15 protein-coding genes are annotated in these 18,949 nt (G+C 75.3%); 3 read left to right on the top strand and 12 right to left on the bottom strand.

Annotated features, from left to right (window positions below; genetic code table 11):
• Window positions 1–11: 11 nt before the first annotated feature.
• From RF644_RS16230 to RF644_RS16220, 3 genes are all read right to left on the bottom strand, one after another.
• Window positions 12–2,138 (bottom strand): S8 family serine peptidase, encoded by a 2,127-nt coding sequence (locus RF644_RS16230; RefSeq protein ID WP_368797259.1) that lies wholly within the window; start codon window positions 2,136–2,138, stop codon window positions 12–14.
• 237 nt (window positions 2,139–2,375) lie between these two features.
• Window positions 2,376–4,037 carry a S8 family serine peptidase gene (locus RF644_RS16225; protein WP_368797258.1) on the bottom strand — a complete coding sequence of 554 codons (1,662 nt, stop codon included), beginning with the start codon at window positions 4,035–4,037 and terminating at the stop codon, window positions 2,376–2,378.
• Window positions 4,038–4,239: 202 nt separating this feature from the next.
• A complete protein-coding gene (locus RF644_RS16220) occupies window positions 4,240–4,662 on the bottom strand; it encodes a hypothetical protein (protein ID WP_241482784.1) in 423 nt (140 codons plus the stop codon).
• A gap of 126 nt (window positions 4,663–4,788) precedes the next feature.
• Here RF644_RS16220 and RF644_RS16215 point away from each other — a divergent pair, with 126 nt between their 5' ends.
• The 3 genes from RF644_RS16215 to RF644_RS16205 all read left to right on the top strand — a co-directional run bounded on the left by RF644_RS16215 (window position 4,789) and on the right by RF644_RS16205 (window position 7,902).
• Window positions 4,789–5,400, top strand: coding sequence for a malonic semialdehyde reductase (locus RF644_RS16215; RefSeq protein WP_368797257.1), 612 nt, complete (start codon window positions 4,789–4,791; stop codon window positions 5,398–5,400).
• Window positions 5,401–5,493: 93 nt separating this feature from the next.
• Complete coding sequence (locus RF644_RS16210) at window positions 5,494–6,666, top strand: type III polyketide synthase (protein ID WP_368797256.1); 1,173 nt, start codon at window positions 5,494–5,496, stop codon at window positions 6,664–6,666.
• Between the two features lie 9 nt (window positions 6,667–6,675).
• Window positions 6,676–7,902: an NAD(P)/FAD-dependent oxidoreductase gene (locus RF644_RS16205; RefSeq protein WP_368797255.1), complete on the top strand. Its 1,227-nt coding sequence runs from the start codon at window positions 6,676–6,678 to the stop codon at window positions 7,900–7,902.
• Window positions 7,903–7,938: 36 nt separating this feature from the next.
• Here the strand turns inward: RF644_RS16205 and RF644_RS16200 are convergent, their stop codons facing one another.
• The 9 genes from RF644_RS16200 to speB all read right to left on the bottom strand — a co-directional run bounded on the left by RF644_RS16200 (window position 7,939) and on the right by speB (window position 18,880).
• On the bottom strand, window positions 7,939–9,030 hold the full coding sequence (locus RF644_RS16200) for a hypothetical protein (protein WP_368797254.1): 1,092 nt from the start codon (window positions 9,028–9,030) through the stop codon (window positions 7,939–7,941).
• 204 nt (window positions 9,031–9,234) lie between these two features.
• Window positions 9,235–10,557, bottom strand: coding sequence for an MFS transporter (locus RF644_RS16195; protein WP_368797253.1), 1,323 nt, complete (start codon window positions 10,555–10,557; stop codon window positions 9,235–9,237).
• Window positions 10,544–12,178 carry an ATP-binding cassette domain-containing protein gene (locus RF644_RS16190; protein ID WP_368797252.1) on the bottom strand — a complete coding sequence of 545 codons (1,635 nt, stop codon included), beginning with the start codon at window positions 12,176–12,178 and terminating at the stop codon, window positions 10,544–10,546. Before RF644_RS16190 ends, RF644_RS16195 begins: the two co-directional genes overlap by 14 nt.
• Window positions 12,171–13,013 (bottom strand): ABC transporter permease, encoded by an 843-nt coding sequence (locus tag RF644_RS16185; protein WP_368797251.1) that lies wholly within the window; start codon window positions 13,011–13,013, stop codon window positions 12,171–12,173. The genes RF644_RS16190 and RF644_RS16185 overlap by 8 nt, the downstream gene beginning before the upstream one ends.
• On the bottom strand, window positions 13,006–13,947 hold the full coding sequence (locus tag RF644_RS16180; RefSeq protein ID WP_368797250.1) for an ABC transporter permease: 942 nt from the start codon (window positions 13,945–13,947) through the stop codon (window positions 13,006–13,008). The genes RF644_RS16185 and RF644_RS16180 overlap by 8 nt, the downstream gene beginning before the upstream one ends.
• Window positions 13,948–13,990: 43 nt before the next feature.
• Entirely contained in the window at window positions 13,991–15,412 is a 1,422-nt protein-coding gene (locus RF644_RS16175) for an ABC transporter substrate-binding protein (RefSeq protein WP_368797249.1), read from the bottom strand.
• 338 nt (window positions 15,413–15,750) lie between these two features.
• Window positions 15,751–16,509: an alpha/beta fold hydrolase gene (locus RF644_RS16170; RefSeq protein ID WP_368797248.1), complete on the bottom strand. Its 759-nt coding sequence runs from the start codon at window positions 16,507–16,509 to the stop codon at window positions 15,751–15,753.
• Between the two features lie 83 nt (window positions 16,510–16,592).
• Window positions 16,593–17,816, bottom strand: coding sequence for a PLP-dependent aminotransferase family protein (locus tag RF644_RS16165; protein ID WP_368797247.1), 1,224 nt, complete (start codon window positions 17,814–17,816; stop codon window positions 16,593–16,595).
• A complete protein-coding gene (gene speB, locus RF644_RS16160; protein ID WP_368797246.1) occupies window positions 17,813–18,880 on the bottom strand; it encodes an agmatinase in 1,068 nt (355 codons plus the stop codon). The genes RF644_RS16165 and speB overlap by 4 nt, the downstream gene beginning before the upstream one ends.
• Window positions 18,881–18,949 lie beyond the last annotated feature (69 nt).

Genomic DNA, 18,949 nt, shown 5'->3' with positions numbered 1-18,949 from the left:
CCCGGGCCCGCTCAGCGGGCGGAGACCGTGACCGCGCCGTGGCGGTAGCCGATCGATCCGCCCTGGAAGCGCTGGACGACCGTGTCCCCGGAGCGCTGCTCCGGGGTCACCGGGTAGCCCAGGCGGCCGTGCTCGCCCCGGAGGTCGGCGTGGGCCCGGCCGATCGCCCCGCGCACGGGCTGCGCGCCGGTCGCGGGCGACCACAGGATCCTGCCCCGCTCGAAGGACTGGTGCGCCCCGCCGGCCGGGCCACGGTGCTCACCGCCCAGCGGGTGCCCCAGCAGACCCGTCTCCGCGCCGAGGGCCGCCCAGCGCGCGCCGACGGCGCCGTGCACGGGGGCCGCACCGGTCCCGGCGCTCCAGACGACCGTGCCCCGCTGGAAGTGCTGGTGGACGCCGCCGGCGCCGTTGTCGCGCTCCCCGGTCCGGGGATATCCCAGGAGACCGTTCACGCCGCCTGCCCGGTTCCAGGCGCCGCGCACACCGCCGTGCACCCACCGGGCGCCAGAGTCCGCGCTCCAGTAGACGGCTCCGCGCTCGAACTCCTGGTAGCAGCCGTCCTGGGCGAGGCCGCACCGTTCGTGCGAGCGCGGCGCCCCGGTGGAGGCGCCGATCCGGGCGTGGAGGGCGCCGATGGCGCCCTGGGTGCGGTAGCCCTCCTGGAGCGTGGCCCGGGCGACGGCGGCCCTGGGGTGCACGAGCCCGGCGCCGCAGCCGCCCGGGCAGGACCCGGGCAGGGGCCGGGCCGTGGCGACCAGGACCTCCTTGACCTGGGCCGGGGAGAGGGACGGGTCCGTCTCGCGGACCAGCGCCACGACCCCCGCGACCGTGGGGCTGGCCATCGAGGTGCCGTACTTGTAGGAGTAGGTGCCGCCGCCGGGCCGGGCGCTCCCGGTGTCGGCGGTGGACAGGATCTGCCGGGAGGGGTCCCCGCCCGGGGCGGCCAGCGTGACCCGGCCCCAGTTGGAGTACCCGGCGCGGGCGCCCTGGGCGGTGCTGGCGGCCACGGTGATCACCCCCCGGCAGTTGGCCGGGGACTCCATCCTGGCGTCGCGGTCGTGGTTGCCCGCCGCCACGACCACGCTCGCCCCGCGGGACAGGGCCCGGTCGATCCCGTCCTGCAGGGCGGCCGGGCACGTGCTGGAGAGGAAGCCCAGGCTGAGGTTCACCACGGTCGCCGGGTGGGGGTTCGCCGGGACCGTGTCGACGTCGTCGCCGGCGGCCCAGGCGATCGCCACGGCGATGTCGGACACGTACCCGTCCCCGCAGGCCCCGAGGGCGCGCACCGGCAGGAGCGTCGCGCCGTGGGCGACACCGGCCACACCAGTGGCGTTGTTGCCCCGGGCCGCCGCGATGCCCGCCGTGTGCGTGCCGTGCCAGGAGGAGGAGCGGGCGGCGGAGCCGGATCCGCACTCGCCGGGACCGGCGTGGTCCCCCTCGTCCTGCGGGTCCGGGTCCCAGCCGTCCCCGTCGCGGGAGTGGCCCGGCTGCACGCCCCCGGCGTGCAGGGAGACGAAGTCGTGGCCCGGTGCCACGTTGGCGTCCAGGTCGGGGTGGGACGTGATCCCGGTGTCCACGACCGCGATGGTCTGGCCCCTGCCGGTCGCCCGGTCCCAGGCGCTGGGCAGGTCGAGGCCTGCCGCGGCGGGCTGGAGGTTCCACTGCGAGGTCGCGTAGTACGGGTCGTCGGGCACCGCGGCGATGCTCGCGAGATGGTCCGGCTCGGCGTACTCGACGGCCGGGTCCTCCTCGAGGGCGCCGGTCAGGGTCTCGAGCTGTTCCGCGTCGAGGAGCCCGTCCGCCGCCACGACCCGGGCCGAGTCCACGGTCCGGCTGATCTCGTCCAGCAGGGGCGCCGCCGCCGGCTCGCCCGCCGCCGCGCCCCCGGGCGCGATCCGCTCCGCGGCCTCCGCGTAGACGCGCTCGCGGGCCCGCGGGGCGGGTTCCGCGCCGTCCTTGAACTTCACGATCACCCGGTCGGTCGCGCCGGGGCTCCCGGCCCCCTCCGCAGCGGGCGCGGGCGCCGGTGCGGCGGGCACGGTGGCCTCGACCGGGGGCCGGGCCGCGGCGGGGGCCGCGGCGCCGGCCAGGATCAGGACCAGGGCGGCCGCCAGGGCGCGGCCGTGGAAGGACGTCATGGACTCTCCAGCCGGTGGGGGGTGCAGCGCGCAGCGGGGGGAGCTGCGGCGCGCCGACCACGGGAAGCGGGAGTCGGCGCCGCTGCGCTCAGCGTACGGAGCGTCTGCTCGTGTTACCGAATGGGAAGATCCATGCTTTTCGCTGGACTTTGAGGTCGTCCCGGAGGAACGGCCCGGGGACGACGACGGCGCCGCCCACCCCGAGCGGGTGGACGGCGCCGGCGGGCGGGCCGGGGGTCAGCCGGCGGCGGGGATCGCCCACCACTGGGCCGGGAGGACCTGCTGCCAGCGGGCCCCGAGGCCGGCGTTCCAGACGATCCAGCCGTTGGCGAACTCCTGGAAGCAGGGCGTGCCGCCCAGGGCGCACAGCTCCCGGGAGCGGGCCTCGCCGGTGGTCGCGCCGATCTTCCGGTGCAGCGCCCCGATGCCGCCCGCGGTGCTGAAGGGCTCGCCGCCCTGCACCGCGACCAGCGCGGAGACCGGGTCGACGATGCCGGCGCCGCAGCCGGGCGCGCACCCGCCAGGGGCCTGCCGGGCCGTCGAGGTCAGGGCGTCCTGGAGACCCGCCACGCCCAGCCCCGGAGCGAGCTCCCGGAGCAGCGCCACGGTGCCGGCGACCGCCGGGGCCGCCATGGACGTGCCGTTGCGCTCCGTGTACGTGGGCGCGCCGAGGCCCTGCGTCCCGGCGTTGCCGGTCGAGAGGATCTGCGCGTAGGGGTCCCCGCCCGGGGCCGCGACCGTGACCGAGCCGAAGTTGGAGTAGGGGGCCAGGGCGCCCGAGACGTCCGTCGCGGCGACCGAGATCACGCCGGCGCAGTTGGCCGGCGCGGACTGCGCGGCGTCCACGGCCTGGTTGCCCGCGGCCACGACCACGGGGATCCCGCGGTTCACGGCCTCGCTGATCGCGGACTGCAGCACCGCCGGGCACTCCCCCGGCACGCCGAGGCTGAGGTTGATGACCGTCGCGGGGTTCGGGTTGGCGGCGGCGCCCGCCACCGGGGCGCCGGCGGCCCACAGGACGCCGGCGGCGACGTCGGTGATGTACCCCTGGCTGCAGGCGCCCACGGCGCGCACGGGCAGGATCCTCGCGTCCGGGGCCACCCCCGCGACGCCCAGTCCGTTGTTCGCGTCGGCCGCGGCGATGCCGGCCGTGTGGGTGCCGTGCCAGGTGGAGCTCGGGGGCAGGGGGCTGTTGGGGCACAGCACGGCGTCGGGGTAGTCGCCCATGTCCGTCGGGTCGGCGTCCCACCCGTCGCCGTCCCGGCCGTTCTGGGCCGTGGAGACGAAGTCGTAGCCGGGCAGGACGTTGGCGTCCAGGTCGGGGTGGGCGGTGATGCCGGTGTCCACGACGGCGATGGTCTGCCCGGCGCCGGTGGCCCGGTCCCACGCGAGGGGCATGCCCAGTCCGGCCGGGTCGTCCCACAGGCTCCACTGCAGCGCGGCGTAGGACGGGTCGTTCGGTACGGCGGTGGTGGTCGCCAGGAGGTCCGGCTCCGCGTACTCCACGGCGGGGTCCTGCTCCAGGGCGGTGGTCAGCGCCTCGAGCTCGGTGCCGGCCAGCATCCCGTCGGTCCGCACCACCTGGGCGCCGTCCGCGGTGGCCGTGGTCTCCACGAGCCCGGCGCCCCCGGACCGGCCGGCGGCCTGCGCGTACACGACGTCGCGGGAGTCCTCGGGGGCGGCGCCGTCCCGGAACTTCACGACGACGCGGTCGGTCGCCGCCGCCGAGTCGGCACCCGGGGCGATACCGGGAGCGGCAACGGTGGCCTCCGGGACCGCCTGGACGGCCTGGGTCGCGGGCACGGCGGCCCCGGTCGCCGCCGCGGCGGAGCCCAGCGGGACGAGGGCGAGGGCGGCCGCGAGCGCGAGGGAAGCGGTGGTGCTGCGGGTGGTGGTCAAGGATTCCTCCGGCCGTCGGGACGGGAGGCGGCATGGTGCGCAGAGCCCACCCCCCGATGGACTGGAGCGAGAGCGATCCCCCTGCGGAAACGGAGCCCCCACTCCTGTGCTCTGCCCAGCGTAGGGACGGTGTGCGTGTGTGACCGAATGCGAACCCCGCGGACCGGGGCCCGGAGGTCGCCCCGGGCCGGGGGCCGGGCGCTCAGCCCGCCCGGGCGATGCGCAGGGCTCCGGCGATCAGGGGGACCTGCAGGGGGAGCCGCACGAGCGTCACGGCCCGCCGCGCCGGGGAGCCGCGGCGGGCCCGCCAGGCCATGGTGACGTTGCCCGGCCACACGCCCACGAACAGGGCGGCCGCGGCCCAGCCGCCGGCGCGGCGGGTGCCGGGACGGAGCAGCAGCGCCCCGACGCCGATCTCCGCCGCCCCGGAGCCCAGCGTCCAGGCGCGGGGCGGGCCCGGCAGGGAGCGCGGGATCAGCCCGTCGAAGAGCGCGGGCCGGGCGAGGTGGAGCACGCCCGTCCCGCACAGGGCCGCGCCCAGGCGGAGGGCGCGTGCCGCCTCGGCGCCGGAGCGGGCCGCGCGGCGGTCCGGTCCGGACAGGAGCTGCGGGAGACGGAGGGGCATGGGGCCAGGGTACCCAGCGGGAGGCGCCGCGACGTGACGGACGGCACACGACGTCCCCGGCATAGACCCGCCCCCCTCTTTGTTGACGTGTACATCAAGATGACCGTGCCTCCGAAAGGACACCCCGTGGCCCCCGAGACCCTGCAGGACCAGCTCACCCTCGACGCCCTCGCCGCCGACCTCCTCTTCCGCGAGGCCCGCACGGCCTCGGAGTTCCTCGACGAGCCCGTGGCCGACGAGCAGCTCCGGGCGGCCTTCGAGCTCGCCAAGATGGGCCCCACGGCCATGAACATCCAGCCGCTGCGCGTGACGTGGATCCGCTCCGCGGAGGCCCGGGAGCGCCTGCTCCCCCACATGGCCGAGGGCAACCGGGCGAAGACCGCCGCCGCGCCCGCCGTCGCGGTGCTCAGCTACGACGTGGACTGGCACGAGCACCTGCCCGCCGTCTTCCCGCCCGCCGCCGGCAACCAGAAGATGTTCGCAGGCAACGAGGAGCTGCGCGCGCAGATGGGCCGGGACAACGCCCACCTGCAGGCCGGGTACTTCGTGCTCGCCGTGCGCGCCGTCGGCCTCGCCGCGGGCCCCATGGGCGGTTTCGACGCCCCCGGGGTGGACGCCGAGTTCCACGCGGGGACGAGCCTGCGCGCGCTGATGGTCGTGAACATCGGCGCCCCCGCCGCCCCGCGCCACGACCGGCTGCCGCGCCTGGACTTCGACGCCGCGACCCGCACTGTCTGAGGCGGCCCCGGGCGGACCCGCCGGCCGCGGGTCCGCCCGGTCCCCGCGCGCCCTCCGTGGCACCTGTCGGCCCGAGGACGGATACTGGACGGGATGACGCCCGCACTCCTGTCCCTCGGCACGGCCCTCCCGCCGCACGTGCTCGAGCAGACCGACGCCCAGGACCTCTACCAGGCCCAGCCCGGCACCGACCGGCTCAACGCCCGGCTGCTGCGCACGGTGTTCGGCGCCTCCGGGGTCCAGCGCCGGCACACGGTGCTGTCCGAGCTGGTCGAGGACGGCGCCCGCGCCGGATCCCCGTACATCACCGAGGACGGCCGGTTCCTGACCCCCCTCACCGGCGTCCGGAACCGGACCTACGTGGAGCAGGCCCCCGCGCTCTTCGCCGAGGCCGCGAGGGACGCCCTCGCCCGCTGCCCCGGGCTCGACCCCGCGACCGTCACCGACGTGGTGACCGTCTCCTGCACCGGCTTCTTCGCCCCGGGCCCCGACTACCAGCTGGTCCGGGACCTCGGCCTCGACCCGGCCGTCCGCCGTGCGCACATCGGCTTCATGGGCTGCCACGGCGGGCTGATCGGGCTGCGCCAGGCCGCGGCCATCGCCACGGCGGACCCGGACGCCGTGGTCCTGCTCGTGGCCGTGGAGCTGTGCACGCTGCACCTGCGCCCGGCCCGGGACCCGGACGCCATCCGGGGGGCCGCGCTCTTCGCCGACGGCGCCGCGGCGGCCGTGGTCAGCGCATGGGCCCCCGAGTGCGTCACCCCGCTGCTCGAGCTCGACCGGTTCCGCACCCTCGTGATCCCGGACGGCGAGGACGCCATGGCCTGGACCATCGGCGACGCCGGGTTCGAGATGATCCTCGGCGCCGCGGTGCCCCAGGTCCTCGAGGACAACATCCACACCGCCCTCGCCGCGCTGCTGGACGGGCCGGAGGGGTCCGTCGACCGGGACCGCATCACCGACTGGGCCCTCCACCCCGGCGGCCGCGGCATCCTCGACAAGCTCGAGGACACCCTGGGGCTGCCGCCCGAGGCGCTGCGGGAGTCCCGCGACGTGCTCGCCACGCGCGGCAACATGAGCAGCGTGACCGTCCTGCACGTCCTGCGCCAGGTGATCGACGCGGCCCCGGCGGACGAGACCCGCACCGTCTGCGCCCTGGCGTTCGGGCCGGGCCTGACCGTAGAGTCGGCGCTGTTCACGATCCCCGCCCGGGCCGCGGCACCGGCCGCGGAGCTCGATCCCGCCGCGGCCGTCCCGATCCGCTAGGAGGTTCCCGTGGACCACGACGTCGTCGTCGTCGGCGCCGGGCTCGCCGGCCTGCAGTGCGCCCACCTGCTCGAACGGCACGGACTGGACGTGGTGGTGCTGGAGGCCTCCGACGGCGTCGGGGGCCGGATCCGCACCGACACGGTCGACGGCTTCCGCTGCGACCGCGGGTTCCAGGTGCTCAACCCCGCCTACACCGAGCTGCGGCGCAGCGTGGACGTCGCGGCCCTGGGGATCCAGCAGTTCGACGCCGCCGCCGGGGTCCGCCGCGGCGACGGCATCGACGTCCTCGCCGACCCCCGCCGCGTCCCCTCCCGGCTGTCGGGGACGCTGCGCAGCCCGCTCGTGGAGCTGCGCCGGCTGCCCGCCCTGGCGGCCTGGCTCGCCCCGGGCCTGGACCTCCGCGCACGGCGCCGGGAGCGGCGGGACCTGCCCTGGCACGAGTCCTTCGACGCCGCAGGAGTGCGGGGACCGCTGCGGGACCTGGTGCTCGAGCCGTTCCTGGCCGGCGTGATCCTCGAGGACGAGGGCCGCACCTCGGCCGCCTTCGTGCGCGAGCTCGTCGGCTGGTTCCTGCTCGGCACCCCCGGCCTGCCCTCCGGGGGCATGGGCGCGCTCCCGGCCTGGATCCACGACGGGCTCCGGTCCCCGGCCGTCCTCGGTGCCCGCGTGGACGCGGTGGAGCGCACCGGGAACGGGTGGACCGTGGGCGCCGGGGACGCCGTCTGGCGGGCGTCCTCCGTGGTCGTGGCCACCGAGGGCCCGGCCGCCGCCCGGCTCCTGGGCCTGCCGGACACCCCCATGAAGGGCGAGGCGACCTGGTGGTTCGCGGCGGACGCCGCGCCCTCCGACCTCGGGTGCCTGGTCCTGCCGGGCGAGTCGACCGGCCCGCTCGTCGACACGGCCGTGGTCAGCAACGCCGCCCCCAGCTACGCCCCGGACGGCCGGGCGCTGATCCAGGCGACCGCCCTCCTGCCGCGGGGCGCCGAGCTCCCCGCCGAGGCCGACGTCCGCCGGCAGCTGGGCACGATCTGGTCCGCCGACGCCGCCGCCTGGGACCTGCTGACCGTGCACGAGGTGCGCCGGGCGCTGCCGGAGCAGCCGCCCGGGCTCGTGGCCGACCGGCCCGCCGCCCTCGGCGACGGCCTGTACGTGTGCGGCGACCACCGCACCGACGGCTCGACCCAGGGCGCCCTGCGCTCCGGGCGCCGCGCGGCCGAGGCCCTGCTGGCCTGAGCCCGCTGGTTGCGGGGGTGACCCGGCCGCGCCGGGTCAGTCGTCGTAGGTGTCGGCGAGCCGGCGGCGCTGGTGCTCCCGGCGGCTGTAGGTGGCCTCGCGGATGGCCTCGTCGCTGTCGAAGTTCGAGCCCAGGGCGCCGGCCAGGGTGCCCAGCGACGCGGCGAGCCAGGACAGGTGCAGGTAGTCGAGGAGATCGACGGGATGGCCCAGCTGGGACTCGAGGTAGCCGGCCTCGATCACCGCCAGGCCCACGAGGAGCAGCATCGCCCACAGGAGCACGTACATCAGGGCCACGCTCAGCCACACGGTGATGACGGTGGAGGCGTTGTCCGACCGGGACCGCCAGGGTTCGCCGTCGTCCGCGGAACGGTTCCACAGGCCGTTGTGGATGATGAGCCAGCCGCTGAGCGCGGCGGTGACCACCACGCTGATCGTGGCCAGCCGGAGCGGGGACAGGACATCGGACATGTTCCAGATGGAGGCGTAGAAGATGCCGAAGGCGCCGGTGGCAGCCGCGGCCGCCACACAGCTGGCCAGGGCCGGCAGCAGGCGCCCGGGCTGGTTGCTCAGGATCATGCCGATCAGCAGCCGCAGCCGGTTCATCCGCCCGGGCAGCACGACGTAGGCCGCGCCTCCCGCCTCCCCCGAGGAGACCGTGCGCGCCGCCGCCCGTCCCAGGGCCCTGTGCACCGCGGAGGGCGAAGGGGCGTCCTCGGCGCCGTCCCGGATCGCGCCGACCAGGGCGGCCAGCAGCCGGCAGGTCTTGCGGGAGAAGTGGTCGGCGCCCAGGCCCGGCAGCGAGACCAGCGCCGCGGCGTCGGCCGCGCCGACCTCGCAGAGCAGCGGTTCCCCGTCGTGGACGCGCGGCAGGTCCGTCAGGTACACCACGAAGTCCCACCCGTGCTCCTCGCGCAGCCGGCCGGCCTTGTCCAGCAGCGGGATGTTCCCCTCGGCGGTCAGGGGCAGGGTCTCGCGGCTGACCTCCACCGTCCAGGAGATCTCCGGGCCGGAGCGTTCCCGGCCGGAGCGTTCCGTGAGCGCCCGCGGCAGGTCCTCGGCCACCCGGCGGGCCACCTTCTCCGGCAGCCCCGGATCAGCGAGAACTCCTACGGTCAGTGACTGCACATGGCCTCCTCCCCCGAGCGCACGGCACGTGGTGCCGCGGCCTCGGAGGCTGCCCCGCGGAGCAGCTCGACGTCGTCCCCCCGAGCTTAGCCATCGGCAGGCCGGCGACCGGACGGGCCCGGTGGGGCGCCGGTGTGCGAGGGTCCCGCCGCTGTGGCGGAGCCCCGTCCCCTGCCGAGGAGCAGGCCCCGCGGCCGCGGGTCGTCAGCGGGTTCGTCGAGCCGGTGCCGTGGTGGAGGGCGCGTCGGCGGGCCCGGCGGTGCCATGGCCGCGGAGCACGGTCGGCAGGGCCGCGGCGGCCAGGAGCGCGAGCACGACCAGAGGCGCCCAGGGGGTGCCGGGCCACCAGTGGTGCCGGTCGGTGAGATCGAGCAGCTGCCCGAGCACGGCGTTGCCGGCCAGCACGGTGATGCCGCCGCAGGTGGCGGCCAGCCCGTAGTAGGCGCCCCGCCCCGAGGTGGGTCCGTGCGCCGGGACGAACGACGGGATCAGGGACAGGATCGTGGGGGTCAGGAGCATGTGGCCCAGGATCAGGACGGCGACGGCGCCCATCAGCGGCGCCATCGAGCCGGTGGCGGTCCCGGGGTGCATCGAGGTCGCGGCGACCAGGGTGAACGCGCCGGCTTCGAGCACGAAGCCGACCGCCAGGGCGGCGCCGGGGCCCATGCGCAGACCGGCGGCGGAGACCGGCAGCTGCAGCAGCAGGGTCAGGACCGAGGCGAGCAGGAACAGCGCGCCGAGCCAGGCACCGTCGAGGCCTCGCCGGCCCAGCTCGACGGGCACGGCGAAGTAGAGCTGGTGGTAGGCCAGCATCTTCACCCCGGCCAGTGCGCAGAACGTCACGAAGCGCCGGTCCCGCAGGCAGGCCCACCGGGGGCCGGCCGCGGAGGGCGCCGCGGTGGGCGTCCCGGCCGCTCGGTCCGGCTGAGGGTGGGCCGGTTCGGCGGGGAGCAGGTACCAGAGCAGGACCGTCACCGCGGTGAACACCCCGATTCCCAGGAACAGGGCCGCGTCGAATCCCCAGCCCAGGAGGAACGATCCCAGCACCGGGCCCAGGACGGCGCCGATCTCTCCGGTGATCGCCAGCCACACGAACACCGACCGCCGGCGGCCGGTCCGGCGGTCCCGGCCCTCCGTCCCCGCCGGCTGGTCGGCGTGGGAGAGCCGGGACTCCAGGGCGGGTGAGAACAGGGCACCTCCGGCACCGGTGAGCACCGCGCCCAGGAGGAACAGGGCGACGTCGGACGCCGCCGCCAGCGTGGCGTAGCCGACGATGCGCACCAGGCAGCCGGTGAGGACGGCCCGGCGGGCACCCCACCGGTCGGCCAGCATGCCCCCGAGCAGGAACATGCCCTGCTGGCTGAAGGTCCGGGCCCCCAGCACCAGTCCGATGGCCGCGGCGCCCATCCCGTACTCGGTGCTCATGGCTCCGGCCAGGAAGGGCACCACGGCGTAGAAGCCGAGGTTGAACACCAGCTGGGCGCCCAGCAGGGTGCGCGTCTCGGCCCGGTGGTCACGGAAGGGCATCGAGGTGCTCCTCGGACAGGCGGTGGGTGTCCAGGATCGCGCACACCTGGGGCAGTGCCGCCGCCACCAGTTGCCTGCTGTGCTCGTGGCGCGGCCGGGCGAAGAGCTCGGAGGTCTCCGCGAGCTCGACCAGGCGGCCCCGGAAGAGCACCGCGACCCGGTGGCTCATGTAGCGGACGACGCTCAGGTCGTGGGAGATCATCACCAGGGACAGGCGCCGGTCCCGGTGCAGGCGCAGCAGCAGCTCCAGGACGGTGCGCTGGGTCACCGCGTCCAGGGCCGAGGTGGCCTCGTCGCAGATGAGCACCGCCGGTTCCAGCAGCAGTGCTCTGGCGATGGTGAGCCGCTGCAGCTGGCCTCCGGAGCACTGGCCGGGACGCCTGTCCAGCAGCTCCGGCTCCAGTCCCACCTCCCGCACCACTTCGTGGATGCTCGCACGCCGCTGCTCGGGCGTGCCGTTCCGGTGCCGCAGGAGGGGGGCCTCCAGGCTGGTGCCCAACGGCATGCGGGGATCGAAGGAGTCGTGCGGGTCCTGGAAGACGAGCTGCACGTGCGAGGCCGCCGCGCCGGAGCCGGCGCGGTCGGCGCCCGGGGTGCTGGTGACCCGTCCGCCGTCCGGCGCCTCGAGTCCGACGATCAACCGGGCGAGCGTGCTCTTCCCGGAGCCCGACTGCCCCAGCACCCCGAGGATCTCGCCCTCCCGCAGGTCGAGGGACACCCGGTCCACCGCGGGACGGGCCTCCCGCCGCGTCGGCCCGAAGCGCTTGGTGAGCTCGTCCAGCACCACGAGGGGGCGCGCCCCGCCGGTGGCGGGCGGCGTCCCGGTGGGGGTGAGGGCGGATGCCTTCAGGAGGGCCTTCGTGCACGTGCTGCGCGGATCGTTGAGCACGGTGCCGGCCGGCCCGGACTCCTGCACGCGCCCGGCGTCCAGCACCACGACCCGATCGGCGTAGGCGGACACGGTGGCCAGGTTGTGGGTGATGTAGAGGACCCCCAGCCCGCGGTCGCGCCGTTCGCGGTCGATCAGCTCCAGGATCTGCCGCTCGAGCACCGTGTCCAGGGCCGACGTCGGCTCGTCGGCCAGCAGCAGTCCGGGGCGGCCGGCCAGGGCCAGGGCCACCATGGCCCGTTGGGCCATGCCGCCGGAGAGCTGGTGGGGACGTGCCCGGGCGCACCACCGGGGGTCCTCGAACCCCACCTCGGCCAGCAGTTCCAGCGTCCGTGCACGAGCCTGCGTGCCGCGGAGGCCGGCATGGAGTCCCAGCGGTTCCCGCAGATGCTCGCCGACGGTCCGGCGGGGGTTGAACATGCGCTGGGGCTGCTGGTAGAGCATGCCGATCCGGCCGCCGCGCACACGGTTCAGCTCCGCTTCGCCGGCCCGGGCGAGGTCGGTGTCACCCAGCCGGATCGTCCCGGCGTCCCGGTGCACCTGCGGGGGCAGCAGGCCCAGGACGGACATGGCCGTCAGGGTCTTGCCCGACCCGGAGGCGCCCACCAGCGCCACGAACTCCCCCGGAGCCACGGTGAGGTCGACGCCGGACAGGAGGGGGCGGCCACCGGCGCCGTCCGCGCCCGGCCGGTGGCTGAGGTGCAGTCCCTCGACGACCAGGCGCTCAGACATCGCGTTCCGTCCGCGAGGATGCCGGCAGCAGCATGCGGGTGCTGCTCATGTGCGCCAGCCGTTGGCCGATCAGGGTCACGCACAGCGCGACGGTGAAGACCACCAGACCCGGGGCGAGGATCGTCACCGGCGCCCGGACGGCGTACGGCTGGGCCGCGGCCAGCATCGCCCCCCAGTCCGACTGCGGCGGCTGCACCCCCAGCCCCAGGTAGGACAGGGCGCCGACGGTGATCAGGAACTGGCCGAACCGCAGCGCGGCCTGTCCGAGGAGGGGTCCGGACAGGTGCGGCAGGATGTGCCGGAGGACGATGAAGGACGGCGAGCACCCCAGGACACGCGCGGCCTCGACGAAGCCCCGGGCCGAGACGTCGTAGGCCAGTGCCCGGGCCAGCCGCGCGAAGGGCGTCCAGCCGGTCACGGTCAGGGCCAGGAGCAGGGACAGGGGGCCGGGTCCCAGCACGGCGACCAGGAACAGGGCCACCACCATCTCCGGCAGCGCCAGCAGGACGTCGTTGGTCCGGGTGAGCAGCTCGTCCACCCAGCCCCGGCGGCGGGCGCTCAGCACCCCGATCCCCGTGCCGATCGCAGCGGTCAGCACGGTGGCCACGGCGGCGGTCACCAGGGAGAACCGGCCGCCGTCGAGCAGCCGGCTCAGGGTGTCCCGGCCCAGGTGGTCCGTCCCCAGCCAGTGCGCCGGGCCGGGCGGGGCGAGCCGTGCCGTGAGGTCCTGGGCTGCCGGCGGGTACGGTGCGATCCAGGGCGAGAGCACCACGGACAGCACGATCAGGGCCAGGAGTGCCGCCGCCGCCCAGACCAGGACGGGCCGGTCACGCATGACGCCCCCTGATCCGGGGGTTGAGGATGCCGTGCACCAGGTCCGCCGCGGTCGTCAGGACGACCGCCAGTCCCACGACCACCACCACGCCGCCCTGGGCGAGGGGGATGTCGCTGTTGCGGACGGCGTCGAACAGCAGCCTCCCCATGCCCGGGATCGCGAAGACGACCTCCACGATGACGGACCCGCCCAGCAGACCGGCGAACCACACGGCCACCAGCGTGGTGAGGGGCAGCAGACCGTTGGGGAGCACGTGGCTCCAGACCGCCTGCGCGTGGCTGAGTCCCCGGGCCCGGGCCGCGACGACGTGCTCGGCGCCCAGCGCCTCGAGCATCCCCTCGCGCACCGCCGAGGTGAAGTAGCTGATGGGGCGCAGGGCCAGGACCGCCACCGGCAGGACCGCGGACGCGGGGCCCTCCCACCCGGCGGAGGGCAGCAGGGACAGCTGCAGCGCGAAGACCAGCACGAGCATCGGGGCCAGCCAGTACTCCGGCATCGCGATGAAGGCCTGGGTGACCGTGGTGATCACCCGGTCGGCCGGGCGCCCTTGCTGCAGGGCGGCGACGGTCCCCAGCACCACGGACACCGCGGCCGCCACCCCGAGGGTCACGACCACCAGGCTCAGGGTGATCCACAGGGCGGGGAGCACCTGTTCGATCACCGGTGTCCGGCTGGCGTAGGACAGGCCCAGGTCACCCCGGGCGAGCCGGCCGAGCCAGCGCAGGTACTGCACCGCGAGGGGGTCCTGGAGTCCCAGCTCGAGCGCCAGCCCCTGGGCGGCGGCGTCGTCGACCACCTCCCCCGCCACCCGCGAGCGGATGATCTTGCGCACCGGGTCCCCTGGGGTGACGTAGGGGATGAGGAAGACCACGAAGGACGCCAGCAGGACGGTGACCCCCAGGGTCGCCGTCCGCCTGGCGAGGAACGCCGTCATCGACGCCCCCGCGCTTGCGGGGCTCTGCGGCTGCCGGTCGTGCTCACGAGCCGGACTTCGTCGTCTCCGCGCGCAGCACGTACCGGGACAGCGGGTCCTGGACGTAGTTCTGCAGGTCGGCGCGGACCGCGTCGATGGCCTGCTCGTTGACCAGCCAGACGTTCACGGCCTGGTCCTCGAGGATCTTCCCGGCCTGGGCGTACAACTCGTAGCGCTGCTCGGTGTCGGCGGTCCCGGCGGCCCGGGCGATGAGCGCGTCGTAGTCCTCGTCGCAGAAGTGGCTGAGGTTGTAGCTGCCCTCGCACGTGTAGTCGGCGGTGAGGAACCCGATCGGGTCGGCGATGTCGATCAGGCGGTTGCGCTGGCTGAGCACCATGTCGTAGTCCCCGGACAGCAGGTCCGGCTCCACCGCGGCGTACTCCTTGGTCGTGATGGTGACGGGGACGCCGACGCTCTCCAGGTTCTCCTGGATGACGGTCGCCACGTCGGCGAACTCGGCCCGCTCCACGATCGCGATGATCTCCAGCGGCCGCTCGGCGGTGTACCCGGCGCCGGCCAGGAGCTCCTTCGCCGCCGCCACGTCCTGCTGCGGCGTCTCGGCCTCCTCGCCCGCCCAGGGCTCGGACGAGGCGAAGGGCCCGGTGCTCGGCAGGGCCGCGCCCTCGTAGACGCTGCCGGCCAGGGCGTCCAGGTCCAGCGCGGAGCGGACGGCCCTGCGGAAGTCGACGTCGTCGAACGGCGCCCTGCCGTTGTTCATGTACAGCGTCGCGGTCCGCGGGGACTCGGCCTTGAGGACCTCGACGCCGGGATCGGCCTCCAGTGCGGACAGGTTGGCGACGGGGATGGACAGGGAGACGTCGGCCTCGCCGGTCTGCACCTGCGTCGCCCGCGTCGCCCCGTCCGTGATGAACCGGACCTCGGCCCCGGCGAGCTGCACCGGTCCGCCCCAGTACTCCTCGTTCCGGTCCAGCGTCAGTGACTGCTTGGGCTGCTCCGAGACCGGGGTGAACGGCCCGGTGCAGTGCCCGAACGGGTCCACCGTCCCGCCCTCGAAGGCGGCGGGGGCCAGCACGCCGGTGTTGACACTGGCCAGCCGGTAGGGAACCAGCGGGCTCTTCTCCGGAGTGGTCACCCGTACCGTGCGCTCGTCGACGGCCTCGACGCCGCTGACGACGGCCGGGCTGAAGGCCCGGGCCGGGACCTCCGCGTCCAGGACGTTCTGGAGCGAGGTCACCACCGCGTCGGCGGTGAGCTGAGTGCCGTCCTGGAACTGCACGCCGTCCCGCAGGGTGAAGTCCCACTCCGTGGGGGAGACCTGGTCCCACTCCGTGGCCAGGGCCGGGACGATCTCCCCCTGGGTCTCGTCGTAGCGGGTCAGGGTCTCCAGGCACCCGGACAGGGACAGGATGTACGCGGCGTCGCTCTCCAGGGCCCAGTCGGCCACCGGTGCACGGAAGTTGTCCACCACGATCCGCCGGCCGGTATCCGCCGCCTGCTCGCTCCCTCCGTCCCCACCGCTGAAGCCGCACCCCGACAACGTGAGAACGGCGACGGCACCCGTCGATGCCGCTACCCGGAAAACTGCGCGCACAGAACCACCTCAGGTCGACGTCCCTGGACAGAGCGCCCGCCGAGGACATGTGAATGATCGGGGAATCCCCCGGAGGAGAGGTTAGGCTACCCTCAGTCTGCGGTCCACTCGGCGGACCGGGATCGTCACGAACGGGACCGGATCCGGCGTCCGCCACGGAGGAGCCGGTGCCCCGTCGAGGCCGTCCGCCCGACGGCGACGCCCCCGTTCCGTCAAGATCCCGGCCGGCGCCGTCTCGGGGCGAAGGTGGCCGGCTTGTCGGCGGCGTGGAAGTCGGTGATCAGGCGCGCGCACAGCTGCGGCTTCTCGACCAGCACGCCGTGGGAGGCGTGCGGGACCACGGCCAGCTCCCCGTGGGGCAGGGCGCGGTACGCGGCCACGGCGTGCTCGAGCCGCACCTCGTCGTCGTCGCCGACGAGCACCAGGACGGGGAGGTCGAGGCCCGCCAGGTCCGCGTCCGTGAAGACCGGCCCCTCCTCGTGCATCCGCCGCAGCTTCGCCGCGACCTCGCCGTAGTGCTCGCGCCCGTCGGGGGAGACCTCCGCGTAGGCGTCGACCATGAAGGCCGGCACCTCCGCCTCGCCCGCCAGGACGCCGGGCTCCCACCCGTCGCGGTGGTGCACCCCCGCCGCCAGCACCAGGTCCCGGACCAGGTCGGGACGGCGCAGCGCCACGGTCAGGGCGACGACGGCGCCGTCACTGTACCCCAGCAGGTGCACCGGGGCACCGGCCTCCTCCTCGAGGAAGGCGATCGTGTCCTCGGCCATCGCCGCGTAGGAGAGCGGGCCCTCCCGGTCGGGGGTGCGGCCGTGCGCGCGCTGATCGGGGGTGATCACCCGGTACCGGCCGGCCAGTTCCGCGACCAGCGGGCCCAGGGCCCGGGAGTCCGCGCCCCCGGGGTGCAGCAGGACGAACTCCGGCCCGCTCCCCCGGGCGCGGGACCACAGTCCCCCGGCCCGCTCCTCGCTCATGCGGTCAGTATCGCCCCTCCCGGGGACACCGCACCAGCTCCGGAGGAGGCGCAGGGCCGGGGGCGGCACCGCGGCCCAGCAGGTCAGTCGCGCAGCATCTCCCCCACCCGCCGGACCCCTTCGGTGATGTCCTCCGGCGAGGCCGCGGAGTAGGCGAGGCGCAGGCTCGTGGAGGCGCGCCCGTCCGCGTAGCAGGCGCCGCCGGGCACCAGCACCACGCCGTGCCCGATGGCCCGGCCCAGGAGGTCCCCGTGGTCGAGGGCCGGGTCCAGGTCCAGCCACGTGAAGAAGCCGCCGGCGGGACGCGTCCAGCGCACCCCCTCGGGCATGAACCGCTCGAGGGCGGTCATCATGGCGGCGCAGCGCGCGCGGTACAGGTCCACCGCGCGGTCGAGGGCGGGCCGCCAGTGCTCGCTGGCCACGTACTCGGCGGCGAGCTCCTGGCCGAGCACGGACGGGTGGATGGTCACGGCCTCGGCCGCGATCTGCAGCCGGGCCCGCACCGCCGGCGCCGCCGCGATCCAGCCGACCCGCAGCCCGGGCGAGAAGATCTTGGAGAAGCTGCCCAGGTGGATCACGGTGCCGGGGTCCAGCGAGTACAGGGACGGGAGCCGGTGGGCGCGGTCGAAGCCGAGCAGCGCGTACGGGTCGTCCTCGAGGATGAGCACGCCGCGCTCGGCGCAGACCTCCACGAGCCGGCGGCGCCGCTCCTCGGTGAGGGTCACCCCGGTGGGGTTGTGGAAGTTCGGGATGGTGTAGACGAACTTCACGCTCCGGCCGGCGGCCCGCAGCCCGTCGATCCGCCCGGCGACCGCCTCGGGGTCCAGTCCGTCGTCGTCGACGTCCACGTGGGCGACCTCGACCTCGTAGCTGCCGAACACGCCGAGGGCCCCCACGTAGGTGGGGCCCTCGGCCACGACCACGTCCCCCGGGTCGCAGAACAGCTTGGTCACGAGGTCGAGACCCGCCTGGGACCCGGCGGTGATCTGGATCGTGTCGGGCGTGGTCTCCGCGCCCTGCAGGCGCATGAGCTCCACGACCAGCCCCGGCAGGCGCCTGATCCCGGCCCCGGAGCCGTACTGGAGCACCTCGGGGCCGCGCTCGGCGAGGATCCGCGCCGACATCGCGGCCACCACGTCGTGCGGGAGCACGCTCATGTCCGGATTGCCGCCGGCCAGGGAGATGATCCCGGGGCGCATCGCGATCTCGAACACGGCCCGGACCGGGGAGGGCCGGAACTCCTCGGAGCGGTGGGCGAACAGCGAGGTGTGGTCGGGCCGGGGGGTCACGGCCGCGCCCCCGGTCACCGGTCCTCCCCCGCCGGGGCCTGCGCCGGGACGGCGTCCCCGTAGACGTGCCCGGCCAGCCCGTAGGCGGGTCCGCCCGGCGCCGCGCCGGGTCCCAGCGCGAGGAGGCTGATGAGCTCGTAGGCCACGTGGGCGGCCGCCACCCCGGTGATCTCGGCGTGGTCGTAGGCCGGGGCGACCTCGACGACGTCGCAGCCGACCACGTTCGTCCCGCGCAGCCCGCGCAGGATCTCGAGCACCTCCCGGCTGGTCATGCCGCCGGCCTCAGGGGTCCCGGTGCCGGGGGCGTGGGCCGGGTCCAGCACGTCGATGTCCAGCGAGACGTAGAGCGGGCGGTCGCCGACGCGCTCCCGCAGGTGCGCGACGACGGCGTCCACCCCCAGCCGCATGACGTCGGCGGAGGAGACGATGCCGAAGCCGAAGCGGGCGTCGTCGTCGAGGTCCTCGGTGCCGTAGAGCGGCCCGCGGGTGCCGACGTGGCACACGGCGTCCGTGTCGAGGAGGCCCTCCTCGAACGCGCGGCGGAAGGGGGTGCCGTGGGTGTACTCGGCGCCGAAGTAGGTGTCCCAGGTGTCCAGGTGGGCGTCGAAGTGCAGCAGCGCGACCTTGCCGTGGCGTGCGTGGGCGGCGCGCAGCAGCGGCAGGGCGATGGTGTGGTCGCCGCCGATCGCCACGAGCCGGGTGTCCTCGCCCATGAGCTCCTTGGCCTGGGCCTCGATGGAGGCGATCGCCTCGGGGATGTCGAAGGGGTTGGCCACGATGTCCCCGGCGTCGGCGACCTGCGCCCCGGCGAACGGCGAGACGTTCTGCGCGGGGTTGTAGGGGCGCAGCAGGCGCGAGGACTCCCGGACGTGGTTGGCCCCGAACCGGGCGCCGGGCCGGTAGGAGACGCCGGCGTCGAACGGCACGCCCACCACCGCGATGTCCGTGTGCTCGACCTCGTCCGTGCGCGGCAGGCGGGCGAACGTGCCCAGCCCCGCCCAGCGCGGGGTCAGGGCGGCGTTGACGGGTCCGACGACGGGGGTGCCGTCCGGGGTGGTGCCGGTGATGCGCTCGGGGTTCATGGTGTGCGGTCCTCTCGGTGGATGCTGACACGGGTGCTGACAGGCGTGCTGGCGGGGGCGGCGGACGGG

The sequence above is a fragment of the Kocuria sp. CPCC 205258 genome (genome assembly GCF_040981005.1).
GTDB lineage: Bacteria > Actinomycetota > Actinomycetes > Actinomycetales > Micrococcaceae > Kocuria > Kocuria rosea.
This window is presented reverse-complemented; position numbering and strand designations above follow the sequence as displayed.